Annotated in this window: 17 protein-coding genes; 12 read left to right on the top strand and 5 right to left on the bottom strand. The window is 41.3% G+C overall.

All coding sequences use genetic code 11. The annotated features are described in order from the left end of the window. The first annotated feature begins 28 nt into the window (after positions 1–28). The 7 genes from EG2_RS02565 (at position 29) to yihA (ending at position 6,867) form a co-directional block, all read left to right on the top strand. Positions 29–319 (top strand): hypothetical protein, encoded by a 291-nt coding sequence (locus tag EG2_RS02565; protein WP_060813438.1) that lies wholly within the window; start codon positions 29–31, stop codon positions 317–319. Between the two features lie 14 nt (positions 320–333). Next, entirely contained in the window at positions 334–1,359 is a 1,026-nt protein-coding gene (sppA, locus tag EG2_RS02560; protein ID WP_060813327.1) for a signal peptide peptidase SppA, read from the top strand. Positions 1,360–1,361: 2 nt separating this feature from the next. Next, on the top strand, positions 1,362–2,147 hold the full coding sequence (locus tag EG2_RS02555) for an RDD family protein (protein ID WP_082709500.1): 786 nt from the start codon (positions 1,362–1,364) through the stop codon (positions 2,145–2,147). 148 nt (positions 2,148–2,295) lie between these two features. Then, positions 2,296–3,240, top strand: coding sequence for a tetratricopeptide repeat protein (locus EG2_RS02550; RefSeq protein WP_060813326.1), 945 nt, complete (start codon positions 2,296–2,298; stop codon positions 3,238–3,240). A 141-nt stretch (positions 3,241–3,381) separates the two neighbouring features. Then, on the top strand, positions 3,382–4,665 hold the full coding sequence (gene tig / locus EG2_RS02545; protein ID WP_003126431.1) for a trigger factor: 1,284 nt from the start codon (positions 3,382–3,384) through the stop codon (positions 4,663–4,665). A gap of 288 nt (positions 4,666–4,953) precedes the next feature. Continuing rightward, positions 4,954–6,198 carry an ATP-dependent Clp protease ATP-binding subunit ClpX gene (gene clpX, locus EG2_RS02540; RefSeq protein ID WP_005471356.1) on the top strand — a complete coding sequence of 415 codons (1,245 nt, stop codon included), beginning with the start codon at positions 4,954–4,956 and terminating at the stop codon, positions 6,196–6,198. 81 nt (positions 6,199–6,279) lie between these two features. After that, positions 6,280–6,867, top strand: coding sequence for a ribosome biogenesis GTP-binding protein YihA/YsxC (yihA, locus tag EG2_RS02535; protein WP_003126435.1), 588 nt, complete (start codon positions 6,280–6,282; stop codon positions 6,865–6,867). A gap of 114 nt (positions 6,868–6,981) precedes the next feature. On the opposite strand, the gene EG2_RS02530 is transcribed toward yihA, so the two are convergent. After that, entirely contained in the window at positions 6,982–7,164 is a 183-nt protein-coding gene (locus EG2_RS02530; RefSeq protein WP_060813325.1) for an SPJ_0845 family protein, read from the bottom strand. A 131-nt stretch (positions 7,165–7,295) separates the two neighbouring features. Here EG2_RS02530 and EG2_RS02525 point away from each other — a divergent pair, with 131 nt between their 5' ends. Beyond that, the gene (locus EG2_RS02525; protein ID WP_060813324.1) at positions 7,296–8,627 is read left to right on the top strand and encodes a hypothetical protein; all 1,332 of its coding nucleotides are present in this window, start codon (positions 7,296–7,298) and stop codon (positions 8,625–8,627) included. 116 nt (positions 8,628–8,743) lie between these two features. On the opposite strand, the gene EG2_RS02520 is transcribed toward EG2_RS02525, so the two are convergent. Genes EG2_RS02520 through EG2_RS02510 form a run of 3 tightly spaced genes read right to left on the bottom strand, consistent with a single transcriptional unit; the run spans position 8,744 to position 12,337 of the window. Next, positions 8,744–10,648, bottom strand: coding sequence for a PTS fructose transporter subunit IIABC (locus EG2_RS02520; RefSeq protein WP_060813323.1), 1,905 nt, complete (start codon positions 10,646–10,648; stop codon positions 8,744–8,746). A gap of 22 nt (positions 10,649–10,670) precedes the next feature. Further along, positions 10,671–11,585: a 1-phosphofructokinase gene (pfkB, locus tag EG2_RS02515; RefSeq protein ID WP_060813322.1), complete on the bottom strand. Its 915-nt coding sequence runs from the start codon at positions 11,583–11,585 to the stop codon at positions 10,671–10,673. Then, positions 11,582–12,337, bottom strand: a complete 756-nt coding sequence (locus EG2_RS02510) for a DeoR/GlpR family DNA-binding transcription regulator (RefSeq protein WP_060813321.1) — start codon at positions 12,335–12,337, stop codon at positions 11,582–11,584. Before EG2_RS02510 ends, pfkB begins: the two co-directional genes overlap by 4 nt. A 203-nt stretch (positions 12,338–12,540) precedes the next feature. On the opposite strand from EG2_RS02510, the gene EG2_RS02505 reads away from it, so the two are divergent. After that, positions 12,541–14,007 carry an alpha-amylase gene (locus tag EG2_RS02505; protein WP_060813320.1) on the top strand — a complete coding sequence of 489 codons (1,467 nt, stop codon included), beginning with the start codon at positions 12,541–12,543 and terminating at the stop codon, positions 14,005–14,007. Positions 14,008–14,182: 175 nt separating this feature from the next. On the opposite strand, the gene EG2_RS02500 is transcribed toward EG2_RS02505, so the two are convergent. Then, positions 14,183–15,730: a ClC family H(+)/Cl(-) exchange transporter gene (locus EG2_RS02500; protein ID WP_060813319.1), complete on the bottom strand. Its 1,548-nt coding sequence runs from the start codon at positions 15,728–15,730 to the stop codon at positions 14,183–14,185. A 167-nt stretch (positions 15,731–15,897) separates the two neighbouring features. Between EG2_RS02500 and pcrA the strand changes: the two genes are divergently transcribed. The 3 genes from pcrA to EG2_RS02485 are packed head-to-tail and all read left to right on the top strand — an operon-like array spanning position 15,898 to position 21,268. Next, positions 15,898–18,138: a DNA helicase PcrA gene (gene pcrA / locus EG2_RS18740; RefSeq protein WP_060813318.1), complete on the top strand. Its 2,241-nt coding sequence runs from the start codon at positions 15,898–15,900 to the stop codon at positions 18,136–18,138. 12 nt (positions 18,139–18,150) lie between these two features. Beyond that, positions 18,151–20,181: an NAD-dependent DNA ligase LigA gene (ligA, locus tag EG2_RS18735; RefSeq protein ID WP_060813317.1), complete on the top strand. Its 2,031-nt coding sequence runs from the start codon at positions 18,151–18,153 to the stop codon at positions 20,179–20,181. Further along, complete coding sequence (locus EG2_RS02485) at positions 20,171–21,268, top strand: CamS family sex pheromone protein (protein WP_060813316.1); 1,098 nt, start codon at positions 20,171–20,173, stop codon at positions 21,266–21,268. Before ligA ends, EG2_RS02485 begins: the two co-directional genes overlap by 11 nt. The last annotated feature ends 63 nt before the right edge of the window (positions 21,269–21,331 follow it).

The raw sequence follows: 21,331 nt of genomic DNA, 5'->3' as shown, positions 1-21,331 counted from the left end.
CAATGACAGAAGAAAGTGAGGGATGAAGATGTCAGAAGCTGTACAATGTATGACGTTTTCCGAGTTAAAAGAAATAGTGGAAAGATTAGAGAAACAAGAAAATGTCAATGATGATACAAAAATCATGTTAGACACTGGTTGGGACAGCCTGCAGGAAATTCTTCCGGGTGCGATTTCTGTTCAAGAAGCACAAGCGTTTCGAGTGCAAGATGAATTAACTAAAGAATATTTCGGCGGCTACGCATTGAAAGAAAAAAGCGAAAAATTCGATGCAAGCGGACTAGTTGAAGCGGTAATCGTGATTGAGAACCGCTATTAAAAAGGAGTGGAAAAATGAATAAGAGAAGATGGGTGGCTGTTGCGATTGCAATTGGATTATTTGTGTGCTCAGGTGTTTTTGCTTTGATGGCTCCGCCAGAAAATGAAGAGTCGTCTCTGGACGGATTGAATGCTCTTTTATATGGAAGCAACGAATTGGAGGAACATCAAATAGCGGCTGGAGATACCAATAACCGCATCCTTCGCTTGACTTTGGAAGGGACGATTGCGAATACTTCAGGTGGTGGATTGTTCTCAACAGAAGGATATGATCATCAATTATTTCTTGAAGAACTACGTGCCGCGCAAGAGGACCCAACGATCAAAGGGATTCTATTTGAAGTGAATTCGCCTGGGGGCGGAGTTTACGAAAGTGCAGAGATTGCTCGTGAAATGAAAAAGATCAAAGAAATTGGAATTCCTGTCTATGTCAGTATGAAGAACACCGCAGCTAGCGGTGGTTATTATGTCTCAGCGGGAGCGGACAAAATCTTTGCCACAGATGAAACCGTGACAGGTTCTATCGGAGTTATTATGTCTGGATTGAATTATTCAGGTTTATTGGATAAATTAGGGATCGAAGATAGCACCTATAAAAGTGGTGCCTTGAAAGATATGGGTTCCTCTACAAGAGCCGCTACCGATGAGGACAAGAAAGTTCTGCAAACTTACGTGGATAATGCATACGGACGCTTTGTTTCCATTGTAGCTGAAGGACGAGGCATGTCAGAAGAAGCTGTTAGAAAAATTGCTGACGGACGGATTTATGATGGTCAACAAGCAGTGGAGAACGGGTTAGTTGACGAAATTGGGTTTCCTGAGGACGCCTTTGCTGCATTAGAAGCAGATCAAGGGTTAGAGGATGCAGAAATTTTTGAATATGGTGTCGGTTCCACAGGGTTCGCTTCTACATGGCTGGGTTCAAAACTGGCAGAGTTTCAAGGGTTGAAGGCATCTGAGTCTAGTCGTCTTTTGCAAGTAGTGGAAAGCCTAGGTACGATGGATGCGCCGAAACCTCTTTATTATTATGGAGGTGAATAACTATGCCTGAAAAAGAAACGAAAGAGCCACGAATCGAACAACAACCTGTTGAACAGGGAGCAGAAAACGTAACTCTGGAAAATCTAGAGTCAACCTCTGGAATTTCTACAGAGCAGGCGAATCAAGAAGCACATCTAGGTGTGGATACCCCAAATCAAGAGGCCGCTGCGACGAATCATCCAGATGATTTCTATCAACAAGTATTGGGCTCGTTTAAAAGAAAAGAATTTAGCGAGGAAGAGATTGGCCAGCGTCAAAAAGAATGGCAACGGTATGAGGGGATAGAAGACAAACAGAAAGAACGCAGACGAGTGAATGATTTTCCAGATTACTTTTTTGCGGGGTTTTGGATTCGGCTATTTGCTTATCTCGTAGATGTACTTTGTATCGGAGCTATTACAGGAATTACTCTGGATACGATCTATCACTTAGGTGGTTGGTCAAGTAGCGGGCATCCTTTTGGACTCTACCAGTTACTCTCGTTGGCCATCTACTTGGGCTATTTTGTTTTATTAACAAAGTTCAATCAGGGGCAAACGGTAGGTAAGATGATTTTCGGTATTCGGGTCGTATCATTTACAGAAGCTGATTTGAGTTGGAAAACAGTTCTGACAAGAGAACTGTGTATGCGCTACGTTTTGCAATTCAATCCTTTCTTTTATTGCGGCTATTTGCCGGTGATTTTTACTAAAGAAAAGCAGCATGCCGGAGATTATTTTTCTGAGACCAGTGTGGTTACTATCAATTTGATTAAAGCATTCAATAAACAGGCAAATGCCAATATGTAACAAGAATAGACAATAACGTAATGAGCGGTCAGTCTCTATTTGAGGCAAAGGAAGACTGACCGTTGAAAAGCGGTCTTGCTACCAGAAGATTGCACCATGCAAGCGGAAGTGCGATTGCAGATCGATTACAGACAAAGGAGAATGAGATATGGGAGACACGATCCAGTTTCCAAAACCTGAAGATCGCTTGCGTCATTCAGCAGAAAAAGCATACCAGGCAAAAGATTATCTGAAGGCCTACCATGATTACCAGAAAATTTATACTGAGCATTCTTCTTTTGAGATCAATCAATCTCTCGTTAAGTGCTTACAGCAACTGGCTGATTTTGCAAAAGCGTTGGAAGTGGCAGATGATTTCTTGGATGAATACCTACAAGATCCAAATGGTTTTGTTCAAATTGGTCATTTGTTGATTCTTGATGGTCAATACTTGCGAGCGAGAAAATGGATAAGACTCGCAGAGGAATTTCCGGTGATCTCTGAAGCGGTAAGCGAAAATTTAGTGAAAGAATTGGATAAAGTAGAAGAAGTTCAACAAATACTTGGTTTGGAAGATTTTTTAGGAAAAAAACAGTCATTGCTTGCAATGGACAGTAGCAACCAACCAGTTAGCGGGCACACATGGCATATTTTTTCCCAAGGACTCACAAAGAATCAGTTTGTATCGTTGATGACGGAGCTGCTTCCTCAGTTAACGAATCCTTTTTTGTTACCAAAACTAGTAGAAGAGCTTGTCCGTTTAGAAAGTTCACAGCAGTTTGAATTGAAAGACTACATGGGGAATCAACGGCAGATCATTCCCAATCAGTTATCTTTATTGAGGGAAGTGCCAGTTCTCAGCCAAATGCGACAAGCTGTGAATGAACGAATTGGGCAAGAAAATCCAACCTTAGCGGAAGGCATTTTAGAAGAGTTGAATGATCATTTTGCTTTAAGCTATCCGTTCTTGCCAGAATCACAAGAGATTGATCGCTGGGTACAAAGCTATATCGATGAGTATCAAGATCTTTTTTCAAAAAGCGAACCACAAATAATCGACGAGGAGATCCAACGTAAGAAAACAAGATTACGAAAGATTTTGGGTTCTTTCTAATTCTGAAAGCAGATCACTCAAGAAAAAAACGAGAAGTTTCTAGGTAAAATGTTTACAATTAAAGAACGTTAGTGTACTATTTAAAGGTATGCATGAAACTATTTCATATGTAAAATATAATTGTTATTCGGAGGGAAATAAATGACTGCAAAATGGGAAAAAACAGGCACCAATGATGGTGTATTGACATTTTCGATCGAGCAAGCTGAAATTCAAAAAGGCTTGACGACTGCATTTAATAAAGTGAAAGGCAACTTAAACGTACCTGGCTTCCGTAAAGGAAAAGTATCTCGCCAAGTGTTTAACCGTATGTACGGAGAAGAAGCATTGTATGAAGATGCATTGAATGCTGTCTTGCCAGAAGCTTATGAAGCAGCAGTTAAAGAAGCTGGTATTGATCCAGTATCACAACCAAAAATCGATGTTGACAGTATGGAAAAAGGTCAAGACTGGGTGATCAAAGCAGAAGTGACTGTGAAACCAGAAGTTAAACTTGGTGATTACAAAGAGTTGACTGTTGAAAAACAAGATCGTGAAGTAACAGAAGAAGACGTAGATGCTCGCATCAAACGTGAACAAGAAGCACAAGCTGAGTTAGTCATCAAAGAAGACGAAGCTGCTGAAAATGGCGATACAGTCGTTATCGACTTTGAAGGTTTCTTAGGTGAAGAAACATTTGAAGGCGGCAAAGGCGAAAACTACTCATTAGAATTGGGTTCTAACTCTTTCATCCCAGGTTTTGAAGATCAATTAGTAGGAGTGAAAGCTGGCGAAAGCAAAGAAGTCAACGTCACTTTCCCTGAAGATTATCAAGCAGAAGATCTAGCAGGTAAAGATGCGGTCTTTAAAGTAACTGTTCACGAAGTCAAAGCAAAAGAATTGCCTGAATTAGATGATGAATTTGCGAAAGATGTTGATGATAGCGTTGAAACACTTGCTGAACTAAAAGAAAAATACCGCAAAGAATTGACAGAAACAAAAGAAAAAGCTGCTGAAGATGCAAAAGATGAAGCAGCGATTCGCCAAGCAGTGGAAAACGCGGAAATCGTTGAATTACCACATTCAATGGTCCATGACGAAGTTCACCGCTCAATGGATGAGTTCTTGAACAACATGCAACGTCAAGGAATTTCACCAGAAATGTACTATCAATTGACTGGTTCAACGGAAGCTGACTTGCATCAACAATTTGAAGGCGAAGCAGAAACTCGTGTGAAAACTAACCTTGTGATTGAAGCAATCGCAAAAGCAGAAGGTTTGGAAGCAACTGAAGAAGACATCGAAAAAGAAATTCAAGAGCTTTCAGAAGCTTACAACATGCCTGTTGATCAAATCAAACGCGTCTTGACAGAAGATATGTTGAAACATGACATCACAATGAAGAAAGCCGTTGAAATCGTAACTGGTACGGCGAAAGAAGCTTAATTTTCATCAAAAGAGCGGCAAACGTCTTTTCCGATGTTTGCCCTTTTTGATTGATCAAAAAGCAATGGTGTGTATATTTCATAGGATCGTTTTTTGCTTACTTTGTCTTTTTGAGCAGGAGGATCTTGCCTTATTTTGTGGACGTGGTCAATTGCTAAGAAAACGTAACGGCCATGAGAAATAGCTTTTTCTTTCAAATGAGTTATGATAAGATGATTAAAGACTGTAAAGATAGTAAAACCAATTCCACTCCTTTACAGGTTAGAAATTTATCAAGGGGTGAACAGTATGTACGACAACACAAATGGAAATGACGCTGTTCGTTGTTCTTTTTGCGGGAAGACGCAAGAGGAAGTAAAGAAGATCGTTGCCGGTCCTGGTGTATACATATGTAATGAATGTATCGACTTGTGCAAGGAGATCATTGACGAAGAGTTCTACGAAGAAGCAATTCGTGAATTTACCGAGGTACCTAAACCACAAGAATTGCTGCATATATTAAATGATTACGTCATCGGACAAGATCGTGCGAAAAAGACACTTGCTGTAGCGGTTTACAATCATTACAAACGAGTGAACGTTGAGCCGACCGCAGAAGACGTTGAGTTGCAAAAAAGCAATATTTGTCTAATTGGACCAACTGGTTCTGGGAAGACGTTCCTTGCTCAAACATTGGCCCGTTCATTGAATGTGCCATTTGCTATCGCCGATGCCACCAGCTTGACGGAAGCTGGATATGTCGGAGAAGATGTAGAAAATATTTTGCTGAAACTTCTGCAAGCAGCGGACTATAACGTTGAAATGGCAGAAAAGGGTATCATTTATATTGATGAAATCGACAAAATCGCTCGTAAAAGCGAAAATGTTTCGATCACGCGAGATGTATCGGGTGAAGGGGTGCAACAAGCGTTGCTGAAGATCTTGGAAGGGACACAAGCAAGTGTACCGCCTCAAGGTGGACGGAAGCATCCTCATCAAGAAATGATTCAAATCGATACGACGAATATTTTATTCATCGTTGGTGGTGCATTTGACGGGATTGATACCATCGTTAAAAACCGGATGGGTGAAAAAACGATCGGTTTTGGAACGAACAACAAACGGTTCTCAGAAGATGAAAGCATCATGCAACATATCATTCCTGAAGACTTGTTGAAATTCGGCTTGATCCCAGAATTTATTGGCCGTTTGCCGGTTATGGCAGCTTTAGACAAATTGACGACCGATGACTTGGTCCGTATTTTGACAGAGCCGAAAAATGCGCTAGTCAAACAATACCAAAAACTGTTAGCATTAGACGATACTGAGCTTGAGTTTGAACCAGCTGCGCTACGCGCGATTGCGGATAAAGCGATCGAACGCAATACGGGTGCTCGTGGTTTACGTTCGATTATCGAAAATATCATGATGGACGTGATGTTCAATGTTCCTTCTGATGAGTCGATTGAGAAAGTCATCATTACCGAAGATGCAGCCAAAGAAATCGGTGAGCCGACAATCATTTATAATGAAGAAACAAAAAAAGCAGTTTGATTTTAGTAAGTCGGATAGTCATCAAACTATCCGACTTTCTTTCTGAAAGCATATGAGATTTTATTAGAAGGGAGCGAGCAGATGAAAGTACATGATGCAGAAATTGTGATCAGTGCTGTTTCACCGGCACAATATCCGGATACGCATTTACCGGAAATCGCGTTAGCGGGTCGTTCCAATGTTGGGAAGTCTTCCTTTATCAATACATTGATTAATCGAAAAAATTTAGCGCGAACGTCTTCAAAACCTGGTAAGACCCAAACATTGAATTTTTACTTGATTGAAAATACCTTGCATTTTGTGGATGTGCCAGGATATGGCTATGCAAAAGTTTCAAAAACGGAGCGGGCAAAGTGGGGGAAGATGATCGAGACGTATCTTGCAGAGAGACAGCAGCTGCGGGCAGTGGTTTCACTAGTGGATCTGCGCCATGCGCCTTCTCAGGAAGATATTCAAATGTATCAGTTTTTGAAATATTATGAGATTCCAGTAATCGTGGTGGCCACAAAAGCAGACAAGATTCCTCGCGGAAAATGGAACAAGCATGAAAGTGTGATCAAAAAAGCACTGGAATTTGATCCAGCAGACACCTTCATTCTTTTTTCTTCCATCACTAAACAAGGGAAAGAAGAAGCTTGGCAAGCGATAGAAGCGGCCATCAAGCAATAATAGATAAGATGTAAGATGAATGGGGCAATCTCTCAGGACTAGAAAATAAACGGAGAAAGTTTGCTCCGGAACATCTTTTATCAGAAAAATTCTGTGCAAACAAAAAAACATCGATTAAGATGTTTTTTTTGTTTGTTTTTTAAGATCCGTATTTTTTTCAGTTTCTTCTTTATCTTCTTGCGCATTCAAGAAGCGTTCGATGTCGGGTTTGTTTTCTTTTTTGTCATTGTCGGGAAGAATAGCAAACTCATCGAACATTTTATCAAGAGAATCTTCACGTTGGAATTTTAATCCCATATTCCCACCTCCAAGCGCCTCTAGTTTACCATGAAAACCAAAGTTTTTCATCTGAAAAGTAAGCGAAATAGTGTTCAATCATGAATCCCTTTACTATAATAAAATAAGAAGTACATAAAGAGGTGAGAAAGATGATCAAAACGAAGAAAATCTATGCCTTTATTCAATCGGCACAACTCTCAGATAACGTGATGCGTGAACAAATAGCCAACTGGTTCGCTTTGGTCCGTCTTTCCTTTACCCCCACCAGCTACTATTTAAATCAAAAGGAAATCCATTCCTATGATATCGCTGGAGTACGCTCATTGCTGGAGGGAAGTATTGATGAGGTCAATTTTGAACTGATTTTAACCGATGGACAAAATGAATCCAGTATACACGTTGTCCAAGAAGCCGTACTGCAACGACATCTTTTTACATTTGATGTTTTTCAGGGATCGCGAGAACTATTACTGAGTTATATAAAGACCACAATGGAACAAGGCGGTCTCTTTAGTTATATTCGAGCTTATGATGAATTCCTCAATCATAATGTCGAAAGTGTAGAGAAACGCTATAACTTTCAGAAACCAGAAGAAATCGCTGAATTACCAAAGCGAAAAAACCATGCCAAAGAAATCGTGATCGATTGCAATCAATTTGCCGGCTATGATGTTTTTTATAATGGATTTTGTTTAACTTCCTGTTGGCGCATGTATTTCTCAGAGTACTATGAGCGAGTGTTGCCGTTAGTGATTATCAAAGATGCCCAACAAGTAGAACAAATCCAAACGATGGAGGAAGGGGTTGTCATGGTGGAGCTTTACCGTGATCCGTTTCAATGGGATCATCCTGCCAACCTTTCTTATCAACGTTTGTTTCGGGACCAAATCGGCGTGGATCAACTTACTTGGGATAACGGAGTAGGGATTTTGCGAGAACCGTTTATTGAATACGCGTTTGGCCATCAGTTGATCCAAACGATCCAATATCAAAATGATCGTTTACAGCCCACAGTCAAACGCAAAGCGACCCATTTTATCACTCGGAACTTTGATTTAGTTCGTGAGATTTACCAAGAACGTCGGGTGAGGGGATTGTTGAATGCACAGGCTTATTTCCCTTGGATTGACCAAGAAGGCATGCGGATGATGGATTACATTGTCTTAAAACCCCAGTTAACGCTCGATAATGGCTTAGATGCTTATGAATTTTATATTCGCAGTCATTTAGAGGCGGATTACACTACGGAACATTTTGAAGAATACACCGTCTGTTTGCAGTTCTATTTACCGCAAGAGGCGATGACAGATATACCTATCGACGAATTGAAAGATCGTATGTCAGATGTTCGCTTTGGTTTTTTGCATCGCAGCAAAAAATATACCTGGGTCAATCTAAAAAAAGAAACCCATCGCTTGCGGGTCTACTTTATGAATATGGAACGCTTAGCTGAACACCAATCCATTTCCGGAAATAAATAGCGCATAAAATAGCGAAGACAAGAAAGTTGAATGATCCTCGCAAAAAAACTCCAGTGTGTTTCAAACACACTGGAGTTTTTTGCATAGGAGACGCTAGTTGTTTCACACAACACGTATTAAGCGGTAGTTACTTCTTTTTTTAACAACCCGAAGATGATTCCTGAAACGATCGCACCAATTAATATGAACAATAGGAATAATAATGGTTTTGATAGTAAAAGGACTACAAAGATCCCGCCGTGAGGAGCCATCAATTGAATATTGAATGCACCGACTAGGGCACCAGTTAAAGCAGAACCAATCACGAAACTTGGAATGGCCCGAAGAGGATCAGCTGCTGCAAAAGGAATCGCACCTTCAGTAACAAAAGATAAGCCCATCACGATATTCGTCAAACCTGCTTCTTTTTGATCTTTAGTGAATTTATTTTTGAATAAAACTGTTGCGATAAAGATTGCCAATGGCGGCACCATTCCACCAGCCATGACTGAGGCCATTACGACACTACCACCTTCGGCAACTGTTGTGGCAAGTGTTGCTGTACCGAACACATAGGCAGCTTTGTTGATTGGACCACCTAGATCGGCTGCCATCATAGCTGCCAACAGAGCACCTAGTAAAGCGGCATTTGTTCCACTCAATCCTGTCAAAAAGCTGTTTAAGCCGTCATTGATCGCTTTCATTGGGACATTGATCATTAGCATGAGGAACCCAGTAATCAACAAACCAAAAACAGGGTAAAAGAGAATCGTTTTGATTCCGTCTAATGACTTAGGTAAACCTTTGAAGAGATTGCGCAAGAATTTGATGACATATCCTGCTAAAAATCCACCAATCAGTGCACCAAGGAATCCTGCACCACCACTGTTTGCCAATGCGCCAGCAGCAAAACCAACGATCAAACCTGGGCGATCACTGATACTCGATGCAATGAATCCAGCCAAGACAGGTAACATGAATCCGAAAGCGGCATTACCGATTTGATTGAACCAAGCAGCTTGTTGATTATAACTACCTAATTGATTTAAAGCGTCTTGCGGAACACCCATGAATTGATCGACCATAAAGGAAATAGCGATCATGATTCCGCCCGCAATAACGAATGGCAACATATGGGAAACACCATTCATCAAATCTTTATAAATTCGTTGACCAAACGTACCATCAGCAGAAGATTCTTCTGCAACTGTTTGTCCGCTACTGTGAAAGACAGAAGCATCACCGCTTAAAGCTTCATTGATCAGTTGTTCCGTCTTACGAATCCCGTCACTAACAGGACGATTCACTAGATGTTTGCCGTTGAAACGATCCATCTCGACTTTTTTATCAGCAGCGACAATGACGCCAGCTGCTCGTGCAATATCCTCTTCTGTTAATCGATTTTTGATGCCTTCCGAACCATTCGTTTCAACTTTGATTTCTACGCCTAATTCTTTGGCTTTTTTCTTTAGTGCATCTTCAGCCATGTAAGTATGAGCAATTCCCGTTGGACAGGCTGTAACAGCAACGATATACGGGCGATCACTCACTGATTCTGTAGTTGTGACATCTGTCTGTTCTTCTTTTTGTACTTCTGCTTCAGCAAATAGTTGTTGGACTGCATCCGCAGTTGGTGCTTTCTTTAATTTCTCAACAAATTCTGGATCAATCAACAAGCGGGAAAGAGCAGCTAAGGCTTGTAAATGGGTATCATTAGCCCCTTCAGGAGCAGCAATCATGAAGAAGAGGTAAGTAGGTTGACCATCCAGTGCCTCATAATCCACACCGGTTTTACTTTTAGCAAATAAAACAGTCGCTTCATTGACTGCTTGATTTTTCGCATGAGGCATTGCGATACCGTCGCCAAGACCGGTTGATGTTTGGGCTTCGCGAGCCAGAATCCCTTCTTTGTAGACAGCAATATCTGAAATGCGGCCAACTTCATAAAGTTTGGCAACCATTTCGTCAATCGCACCTTTTTTATCCGTTGCTTGAAGGTCCATGATCATGGCATCTTTTAAGAGTAAATCGTTGATTTTCATTGTTTATCCTCCTTATGTTAAGTCAAAGTATCTTTTCAATAACAACTTCTGGCAATAATTCTTGAATAAATGCTGATGTGGCTAAATCATCTGAAAAAGCAGTAGCGCTGCCGCAAGCAACTCCCCATTTAAAGGCTTCCAGTGCATTTTTTGTTGCTGTATATTGTCCGATAAAACCAGCAATCATTGAGTCGCCAGCTCCAACAGAGTTTTTCAGTGGACGCTTCAGAACATTCGAGCGGTAGATTTCGTTTCCAGTAAAGAAAATGGCTCCGTCGCCGCCAAGGGAGACAATGACATTCTTGGCGCCATCGGCGATTAATTTTTGTCCATAAGGTAAAATATCTTCGAAGGAGTGGAATGTTGTTTGATACAATTCCGCTAATTCATGATTGTTGGGTTTGATCAGCAACGGTTGGTCGGGTAATGCTGCGAACAACTCTGGACCCGTTGTGTCAATGACGAACTCGGCTCCAGCTTCTTTGATGATGGCGATCAACTCTTGATAGTAGTCAGCCGTCAGTCCATTCGGTTTGCTACCAGAAAAAATGACGATATCTTCCTTGGTAAGAGAAGACAGTTTGTCTTTCAATTGCTGACTTTCATCCTTTGAGATTGTAGGCCCTAATCCGTTGATTTCAGTTTCTTCGCCAGATTTTAATTTAATATTGATCCTTGTATCGGCAGAGACTTGTGTGAAATCGGTCGTGATTCTTTCGTTGATTAGCCAGTCTTCAATGAAACGTCCAGTGAATCCGCCAATAAATCCAAGTGCAGTGGAAGGGATCTGGATCCGCTGTAAAATACGGGAAACATTGATTCCTTTGCCGCCAGGAAGTTTAAAGTCTTGCTTCATTCGATTAAGTTCGCCCAATTGCAAGTCTTCGACGTGGACAATATAGTCAATTGATGGGTTGAGTGTGACAGTATAAATCATTCGGATACCTCCATAATAGTTGTTTGTGTTCGAAATTTAGCCGCATAGTTTTTCGGACAGAAGTCTGTGATAATCTCTGCGTCTTCAATGGCAGCAACTTGAGCAAAAGTAGTTTGTTGAAATTTAGAATGATCCAGTAATACATAAGCTTTTTGACTATTTTCAAGCGCGATTTTTTTGATCATTGCTTCTTCAGGATCTGGAGTCGTAAATCCTGCATCTACATGGGCACCATTCATTCCAATAAAACAGCGATTGAAGCGCAGTTTTCGCAATTGCTCACTGGCACCGCTCCCCAAGACAGCGTTCGTACTGATTTTGATCGTTCCTCCCAAAATCAATGTCTCGATTCCTTGATCGATCAGTAATGCCGCATGTTTGACAGAGTTGGTTACAACCTTCACATTTGAGATCGATGACAAGAAAGGGATCATTTCTAAAGTTGTGGTTCCAGCATCCAAGTAAATGACCTCATCCTTTTTGATCAATGAGACGGCATATTGGGCAATTTTTTGTTTCTCTACTTGGAACTTTTGCGTTTTTTCTTTCATATTGGGTTCAAATCCAAGGTGCTGGATCTTTTTGGCTCCTCCATGGATTCGGACCAAAACTCCCTGTGCTTCAAGTTCTTGTAAATCGCGACGGATAGTGGACTCAGATGCTTGTAATTGATGGATCAATTCGCTGACTTTCACGATATCCGTTTCTTCTAAAAGGGCTAAAATCCTTTGATGACGCTCTTCTGTAAGCATTTACATCACCTCTTCAATTGTTATGATAGCACATAAAACAGTCATAATCAATCATAATCGGTTAAAATCAGTCAAAATGTAAGGGTAATACATTCTTAAACGGTCAAAAACGGTCGGCAAATCATTCAAAAAAGGATCGAAATGGGTTAATGTTTGACAAGAATGGCTATTCTTTGGCTTAATTATTTTAAGGGGGGAATTATATGAAGAATGAAGTGATATTGCAAGGCTTCGAATGGGACTTGCCTGCAGACAGTCAACATTGGAATAGATTGAAAGAAATGAGTAGTGAGCTTAAAGATTATGGGTTTACGGCGGTATGGTTGCCTCCTGCATATAAAGGTACAGCGGGTGTCGAAGATGTTGGCTATGGTGTCTACGACTACTACGATCTTGGAGAATTTGATCAAAAGGGATCAATACCAACCAAGTACGGAACCAAAGATGAATATCTTGAAGCAATTAAAGCATTGCAAGATCAAGGGTTGGAGGTTTACGCAGATATTGTATTCAATCATTTGATAGGGGCCGATGAAAAAGAAACGGCACCAGCAGTCAAATACAGTTGGGACAATCGCAATAAGCCGATAAGTGATGAAGAAGAGATCGAAGCTTGGACGAAGTTCACTTTCCCTGGAAGAAAAGGGAAATACAATGACTATGTCTGGACTTGGAAAAATTTTTCTGGCGTTGATTATGATGACCGAACCAACGATCATGCCTTGTTTAACTTTGCCCAAAAAGGGTGGGAAGATCAAGTAGATGATGAGATGGGCAACTATGATTATCTAATGGGCTGTGATTTGGATATGGAGAATCCAGAAACCATCGAACAGCTGGATAAATGGGGCAAATGGTATCAAGAGTTAACGAATGTGGATGGCTATCGTCTAGATGCTGTCAAACATATTGAATTTAATTATTATGTTAATTGGCTTTTGAATCGTCGGGAAGAAAAAGGCAAAGATTTATTTGTGGTGGGAGAATATTGGTCGGGTGATCTGCCGAAACTAGAAGAGTATTTAGATTCTTCCGGAAATCTGATCCATCTGTTCGATGTGCCACTGCATTACAATTTCTATGAAGCATCTCATTCGAATGGTGCGTACGATATGAGTCAAATCTTTGCAGGTACATTGACTGCTTCTCGAGAAGACTACGCTGTGACTTTTGTTGATAATCATGATACGCAAGTCGGTCAGAGTTTACAGTCATGGGTAGATGGCTGGTTCAAAGTGCATGCCTATGCGTTGATCTTGTTGCGAAAAGCTGGAGTACCAGTTGTTTTCTGGGGGGATCTATTTGGTATTCCTGAACAAGGTATTGAACCAGTTGGGGAAGATTTGGAAAATCTCCTGAAATTGCGTGAGAAAATCTCCTTTGGCAATCAAGTTGATTATTTCGATGACCCAAATTGTATCGGTTGGGTACTGACAGGAGATTATGAGCACGAACTGTCTGGCTTGGCCGTGGTCATGACGAATGCCCAAGGTGCTGAGAAAGAAATGACCATCAGCGCCATTCATGGTGGTGAAACTTACGTAGATATTTTGAAAAATAATGAAGCAAAAGTTGTCTTAGACGAAACAGGTAAAGGAATTTTCCCAGTCAATGACGGTCAAGTTTCCATTTATGTGGATGAACGTTTGGTGGAAAAATACTATAGCTGATTCTAGAAGCTAATTTTAGAAAGAACAGTTTGGCAATAATATACGACAGCGATTGTATGGCAATAAAAGAAGGAGCAAAGCTGCAGAACATGTGTCTGTAGCTTTGCTCCTTCGATTTTTTTCTGATCGACAAATAGAGACAGGAGGATGTTGATGACAATTTGGCAGCCAATGTTTAAGTCAGAGGGCCATCAGCTAAATAGCTGATTTTTTTCTTCACTTCCGAAACACTATTCGAATCCGTTAAGATCAAAAGTGCATCACCAACTTTCATGATCGTATCTCCACGGGTCAAAATTTCATTTTCGCCACGACGAATGGAAATCAGCAACATGTTTTCTGGCCAAGGAAAGTCACGAACGGCCATCCCATCAAATGAACTTTCTGCGGTTACCGGATACTCGATCACTGTTTTAGTTCCTCGGATATTCACAGCGGGTTCTTTATGCATCTTTTCAAGGAGAGACTCATAAATAGGATGACCACCAAGACCATCGACCACGATATAAGCTACTAAACTAACTAGTCCTAACGGCATCAGGTGATTGATTGATCCAACCATCTCTGTTACTAAAATAATAGCAGTTAAAGGAGCCTTACCAATCGCTGTAAAATAACCAGCCATTGCTACGATCACGAAATTCTTGATATAAATAGGATCCAGACCGATCGACTGTGCCAAGAAAGTACCAAAGATCGCACCAATCAGCGCACCTAATGTTAAGATCGGTAGGAAAATCCCCCCAGGCAGTCCAGCTCCATATGAAATCATGGAAAAACAGTAACGCAAAATCAGCAACATGACCAAAAACAACAGGGGAGCCCCGGTTTCTCCTAAAGTCAAGATAATTTGATTCCCGCCGCCTAAATAGTCTGGTAAAAATAGACCAATTGGAATAATCAACACAAAAGGAATCAATCCATACCAGTCAGAGGAAATGGGTAGTTTTCCATACCATTTAGGCAAAGACAGCAATGTCCACTGGTAAAATCGTCCTAAGATCCCTAGTAAGATCCCTAAGATGACTAAAGCACCGTAATATTTCAAAGGCAAGTCATTGATCTTTCCTTGGTAAAGGACAGGTTTCAATCCAAAAAAATTTAAAGAGACAAAGTTAGCGGTAATCACTGAAGCAAAAGATGTCAGCCATACAAGAGGTGAAAAGGAATGGTGGATCTCTTCTAAAATGAACAGCAAACCGGCAATCGGTGCATTGAAAGCCGCCGACAATCCTGCACTGGCACCACTGGAAATCAATATTTTTTCTTCTGACTTTGGGGCCTTGAAGAACTGACTTAAACCTTGTCCGACAGCAGCACCTAGTTGAATCGAAGGACCTTCCCGCCCCAAAAAAAGACCCGATCCGACGGATAAAATGCCCCCGATAAACTTTTTCCAAAGGACAGAGAACCAATTATAATCGATCTCGCCACTTAACTTCCCTTCAACTTGAGGAATACCGCTGCCTTTGATTTGAGGTTCTGATTTTACTAAAAGGATCACAATAATTGCAGTGATGATAGAGAGAATTACCCACAGTATGATCTGATCTGGATGATCAGCAAGGTGTCGATAGACAGCAGCAACTTTTTCGCCTATCCATTCAATCGCCAGGCGAAACAAACTAACCACGATCCCCACAAATGCTCCTACCAAGATTCCTTTGCCTATAAAGGCCAGGCGGGTTGTATCTAAATAATGGATTTCATGTTTCTTCATCAAACTCCTCACTTTCCTTATTTAATTTAGCCCTTTTTTGAATAGATAACAAGGAATTTTTTTGAAGGACAAAAAAGAAAAATTTAGTAACTTTTCAAGGCGTTCGGTTTTCCCTACAATCGGATAATGCTATAATTGAATGGATTGAGAAAGAAAGGATGGTTAAAACCATGTCATCCAAAAATGAATTACTTGCGAATATGAATCCCCGGCAAAAAGAGGCCGTGATGCATACAGAAGGACCTCTGTTGTTAATGGCCGGAGCCGGTAGTGGCAAAACGCGGGTCTTAACCCATCGGATTGCTTATTTGATTGAAGAAAAAAATGTCAATCCTTGGAATATTCTAGCCATTACCTTTACGAATAAGGCGGCTAGAGAAATGAAAGAACGGGTGAATCAGCTTCTTGGATCTGGGGGAGAAGATGTTTGGGTCTCTACATTTCACTCGATGTGTGTCCGGATTTTACGAAGAGATGTTGATCAGATCGGTTACTCTAGAAACTTTACGATCATTGATACTTCTGAACAAAACACTTTGATGAAACGAGTCTTAAAAGAGTTAAATATCGATCCAAAAAAATATGATCCACGTTCCATTTTAGGAGCGATCTCCAATGCCAAAAATGAATTGTTGACACCGGCAGATTATGAAAATCAACAAGGGAGCTTGTTTGAACAGATCGTAGGCCGTTGTTATGCATTGTATCAAAAGGAATTACGAAACAATCAGTGCATGGATTTTGATGATTTGATCATGAATACCATTCGCTTATTTAAGGAAAATGAAGATGCGTTGCAGTTCTATCAACGAAAATTTCACTATATCCATGTGGATGAATACCAAGATACGAATCACGCCCAATATACTCTTGTTAATTTATTAGCGGCTCGCTTCAAAAATCTTTGTGTCGTAGGGGATGCAGATCAAAGTATCTATGGTTGGCGAGGTGCCAACATGCAAAATATTTTAGACTTTGAAAAAGATTATCCCGATACAGCAGTAATTTTGTTGGAACAAAATTACCGCTCAACTCAGACGATTTTGAATGCTGCGAATCAAGTCATCAAAAACAACCGCAACCGTCCAGACAAAAATTTGTGGACTGAAAATAGAACCGGTGAAAAAATCACTTACTATCGCGGTGACAGTGAACGAGATGAAGCTCGCTTTATCGTCAGTGAGATGCAAAAACAAATTGCAGAGAAAGGACGTAAATTTGGCGATTTTGCTGTTTTGTATCGGACCAATGCTCAATCCCGGGTGATTGAAGAAATGCTGTTGAAAGCAAATGTCCCTTATACTATGGTGGGCGGACGCAAATTCTATGATCGAAAAGAGATCCGTGATATCTTGGCTTATCTGTCGGCAATTGCTAACCCAAGCGATTCTCTAAGTTTGGAACGGATCATCAATGTGCCTAAACGTGGTATCGGGGCGACTTCTGTCGAAAAACTTCGTGAGTTTGCCTCGCTTCATGAATGGTCATTGTTAGAAGCCGCGATGAACGTCGATTTAGCCAATATCTCAGGAAAAGCTGGGAAAGAACTTGGCAGCTTTGGCATGATGATGGACCAGTTTGCCCAAATGATTCCTTATCTATCAGTGACCGAACTGACAAAAGAAATTTTGGATAAAACAGGATATAAACAAGATTTGATCAATCAGAACAATCTGGAATCACAATCCCGACTGGAGAACTTGGAAGAATTCTTAACAGTGACCCAAGAATTTGACAAACGCTTTGAGGCACAAAATGAAGATGATGCCGATGCGCCAGAAGAAAAATTGACTGTCTTCCTCAATGACCTCGCTTTACTTTCCGATGTTGATTCCTATGAAGAAGAAAGCAGTCAAGTGACATTAATGACATTGCATGCGGCAAAAGGGTTGGAATTTCCTGTGGTCTTTTTGATTGGACTAGAAGAGAACATCTTCCCGTTATCTCGAGCATTGATGGAAGAAAGCGAGCTGGAAGAAGAACGACGGTTGGCTTATGTGGGGATTACTCGTGCAGAAGAAGAGCTATTCTTGACTAATGCATTTTCTCGTACATTGTATGGACGCACTCAATACAATCGTCCTTCTCGGTTTGTGGAAGAGATTGAACAAGATCTCCTGCAGTCACTGGGAGAAAGAACTCAGCCGAAAGGGGCAACTGCTTCCTTTCAGCCAAAAGTTTTCAAACCAACATATACCCAACCTCGTCAGTCCACTGTTTCGTCGAAACAAACTACGACGGCAGCTGGCAACCAATGGCAAGTGGGCGAAAAAGTCAACCATAAAAAATGGGGCGTCGGCACGATCGTTCGAACGACTGGAGCTGCCCAGGATCTTGAATTGGACGTTGCTTTTCCCCAACAAGGAGTAAAACGGCTACTTGCTGCGTTTGCTCCGATTGAAAAACTATAAGGAGGAATCGAAATGGCTGTGCCATCAACTGAAGTTCAACAACGAGCGGAAGAATTAAGAACCACTTTGAATCAATATGCCTATGAGTATTATGTGAAGGATCAGCCGTCTGTCGAAGATTACGTCTATGATCAACTTTATAAAGAACTTGTTCAATTAGAAACGGACTATCCACAGCTAGTGACAGAAGATTCTCCTACTCAGCGAGTGGGTGGGATCGTGCTGCCTGGATTTGAAAAGGTCATCCATGATATTCCTCTGTACAGTTTGAACGATGTGTTTGATAAAGAAGAAATCATCGCTTTTGATACGCGAGTCCAAAAAGCGCTAGGTCGTGCCGTTGATTATGTCTGTGAATTGAAGATCGATGGGCTATCAATCTCTTTGAAATATGAGAATGGACGGTTTGTGCGTGGTGCAACACGGGGTGACGGAACAGTCGGTGAAAACATCACGGAAAATTTGAAAACAGTCAAGTCAATTCCGTTAAAATTGAAAGAACCTGTTTCATTAGAAGTCCGCGGCGAATGTTACATGCCTAAAGCTTCTTTCATCCGTTTGAATCAAGTACGGGAAGAAGAAGGCTTAGAAGTGTTTGCCAATCCTCGAAATGCAGCAGCAGGGAGTTTGAGACAGTTGGATACCCGGATTGCTGCCAGCCGTAATTTGAGCACATTTTTATATACTCTGGCAGACTTCGGTCCTATCGAGGCACACGATCAATTCTCAGCGCTTGATGAATTAGACAGTTTGGGGTTCCGGACAAATCATGAACGGCGTTTGTGCCGAACGATCGATGAAGTCTGGGCGTATATCGAAGAATTTCACGAAAAACGCAGTGAGCTGCCTTATGAAATCGATGGCGTTGTTATCAAAGTCAATGACTTCTCCGATCAAGATACACTAGGATTTACGGTCAAAGCTCCTCGGTGGGCGGCAGCTTATAAATTTCCGCCCGAAGAAGCAGAAACGACCATTGAAGATATCGAATGGACAGTCGGACGCACAGGTGTTGTGACACCAACAGCGGTCATGACGCCGGTTCGAGTAGCTGGTACAACAGTAAGTCGTGCCAGCCTGCATAATGTCGATTATATTCGCGCCAAAGATATTCGCTTGAATGACTCTGTGATTATCTATAAAGCTGGAGACATCATTCCAGAAGTTGCCAACGTATTGACGGATAAGCGGTCAAAAGCCAGTGAGCCCTATCCGATTCCTACCCATTGTCCCATTTGTGACAGTGAATTGGTCCATTTAGATGAAGAGGTGGCCCTGCGCTGCATCAATCCGAAGTGTCCTGCACAAATGAAAGAAGGATTGAGTCATTTTGTTTCCCGAAATGCTATGAATATTGAAGGGTTAGGCCCACGAGTGCTTAAACAAATGTATGAAAAGCACTTAGTTGCTGATGTTGCAGACCTATATTATTTGACGGAAGAACAATTGTTGACATTAGATAAAATCAAAGAAAAATCGGCAAACAATATTTTGACAGCAATCGAAGCCAGTAAAGAAAATTCCGTTGAGCGTTTGATATTTGGTTTAGGGATTCGCCATGTCGGATCTAAAGCAGCAAAAATTCTTGCGGAACATTATCGCAATCTGCGTAATCTAAGCAAAGCGGATGAGTCGGAGATCGTTTCTTTAGAAACGATTGGGCAAACCATCGCGGATAGTGTTGTCACTTATTTCAACAACGAAGAAGTCCACGATCTTTTAGATGAGTTGGAGAAAGCAGGGGTCAATTTTGATTACCTTGGTTTAAAAAATGAGGAGCTCACGGCGATTGACTCACCCTTTAAAGATAAGACAATTGTCTTAACAGGAAAGTTGACTCATTTCACTCGGGAAGAAGCAAAGGAAAGAATTGAGAACCTTGGTGGCAAAGTGACGGGAAGTGTCTCAAAGAAAACAGATATCGTCGTAGCGGGAGAAGAGGCTGGTAGTAAATTGACCAAAGCGCAAAGCTTGGGCATTACAGTTTGGGAAGAGAATCAAATGGTGGCAGCGATTGAAGGGAGCCATAACCATGAAGATTAAACACTTCTTGATCGTCGCGATGTCGTTAAGTTTTTTGTCAGGTTGCGGCAATCTCAACAAAGGAATCACGAATATCAACGAAGGTGAAGAGACGGCCAGCGGTAATATTACCACTGGCCGTGTCGAAAATTCGGTCTATCAGGCAGTCATGACAGATGGCAAGTACCAACCGAGTGCTGCCAGAGGATTGAATGCCGAGCAAATGAACAGCGGGTTCAATCAAACCAATTTTGAGAATGGCTTGCTGAGGCTGTCCAAGCAGACTTTTTCTGTCGATACGTGCTACTTTCAAGAAGGTCAAAAAATTCCTGCTGATACGATCAAGAATTGGCTGAAACGTGTCTCTGATGATAACCCGCAAGGCCTTAACCCTGCTGGTTCAGATCAGCCGCTTATTTTTCAGCAATTGATGGAGCAAGATTTTATTAAAGAAGACGGCAAAACATTGGCAGGTATTAGTTTGGGCTTTGCCTTTAATACCGTCTACTATGGCAGCGACGAGACCATTTCTATCTCTCGTGATGAGTGGATGGCAAATGCGCGGAAGACAGTCAATGCTGTTTTGACACAAGTAAGAAAAATCAAAGGGTTGGAGAATGTACCTATCGTGATCGGTTTGTTCGAACAAGCTGCTAAAGATGATATCGCCGGAGGCAATTACGTTTATCAAGCAGTCAGCCAAGATGGAGGAACCACTATCGATCAGTACGAGAAAGTAGCAGAGGCCCACATCATTTTACCTGTAGCTGCGGGGGTCACCAATGCTGCCACCGATGATGGTTTGGATAATAAGTTCAAAACATTTCGTGATGCTGTCATTAGTTTCTTTCCTGACTTGAGTGGTGTGACCGGCAATGCGTATTACGTAGATGATCAACTCCAAAAACTTGTTTTGAAAGTCGAGTCGAATTACTACAGTAAAACTGAGATCACCAGTTTTGTTCAGTATAGCGCAAAGCAAGTCGAATCTGTCTTCAAAGGAGTTCCTGGCGAGATCGAAGTCCAAGTTGGCTCTCTAGGGAAACAGCAAGCTTTTATTGCCCGTAAAGATGGGGCAGAAAAAATCGAGACCTACATTTTCAATTAAGTATGATAATTTTCAAAATGTATTTCATGATTTGCTGGAAAAGTGATACAATACATTGGAAAA

Source organism: Enterococcus gallinarum NBRC 100675, from assembly GCF_001544275.1.
Lineage (GTDB): Bacteria > Bacillota > Bacilli > Lactobacillales > Enterococcaceae > Enterococcus_D > Enterococcus_D gallinarum.
Note: the sequence above shows the minus strand (reverse complement) of the source record. Positions and strands in the feature narration are given on the sequence as shown.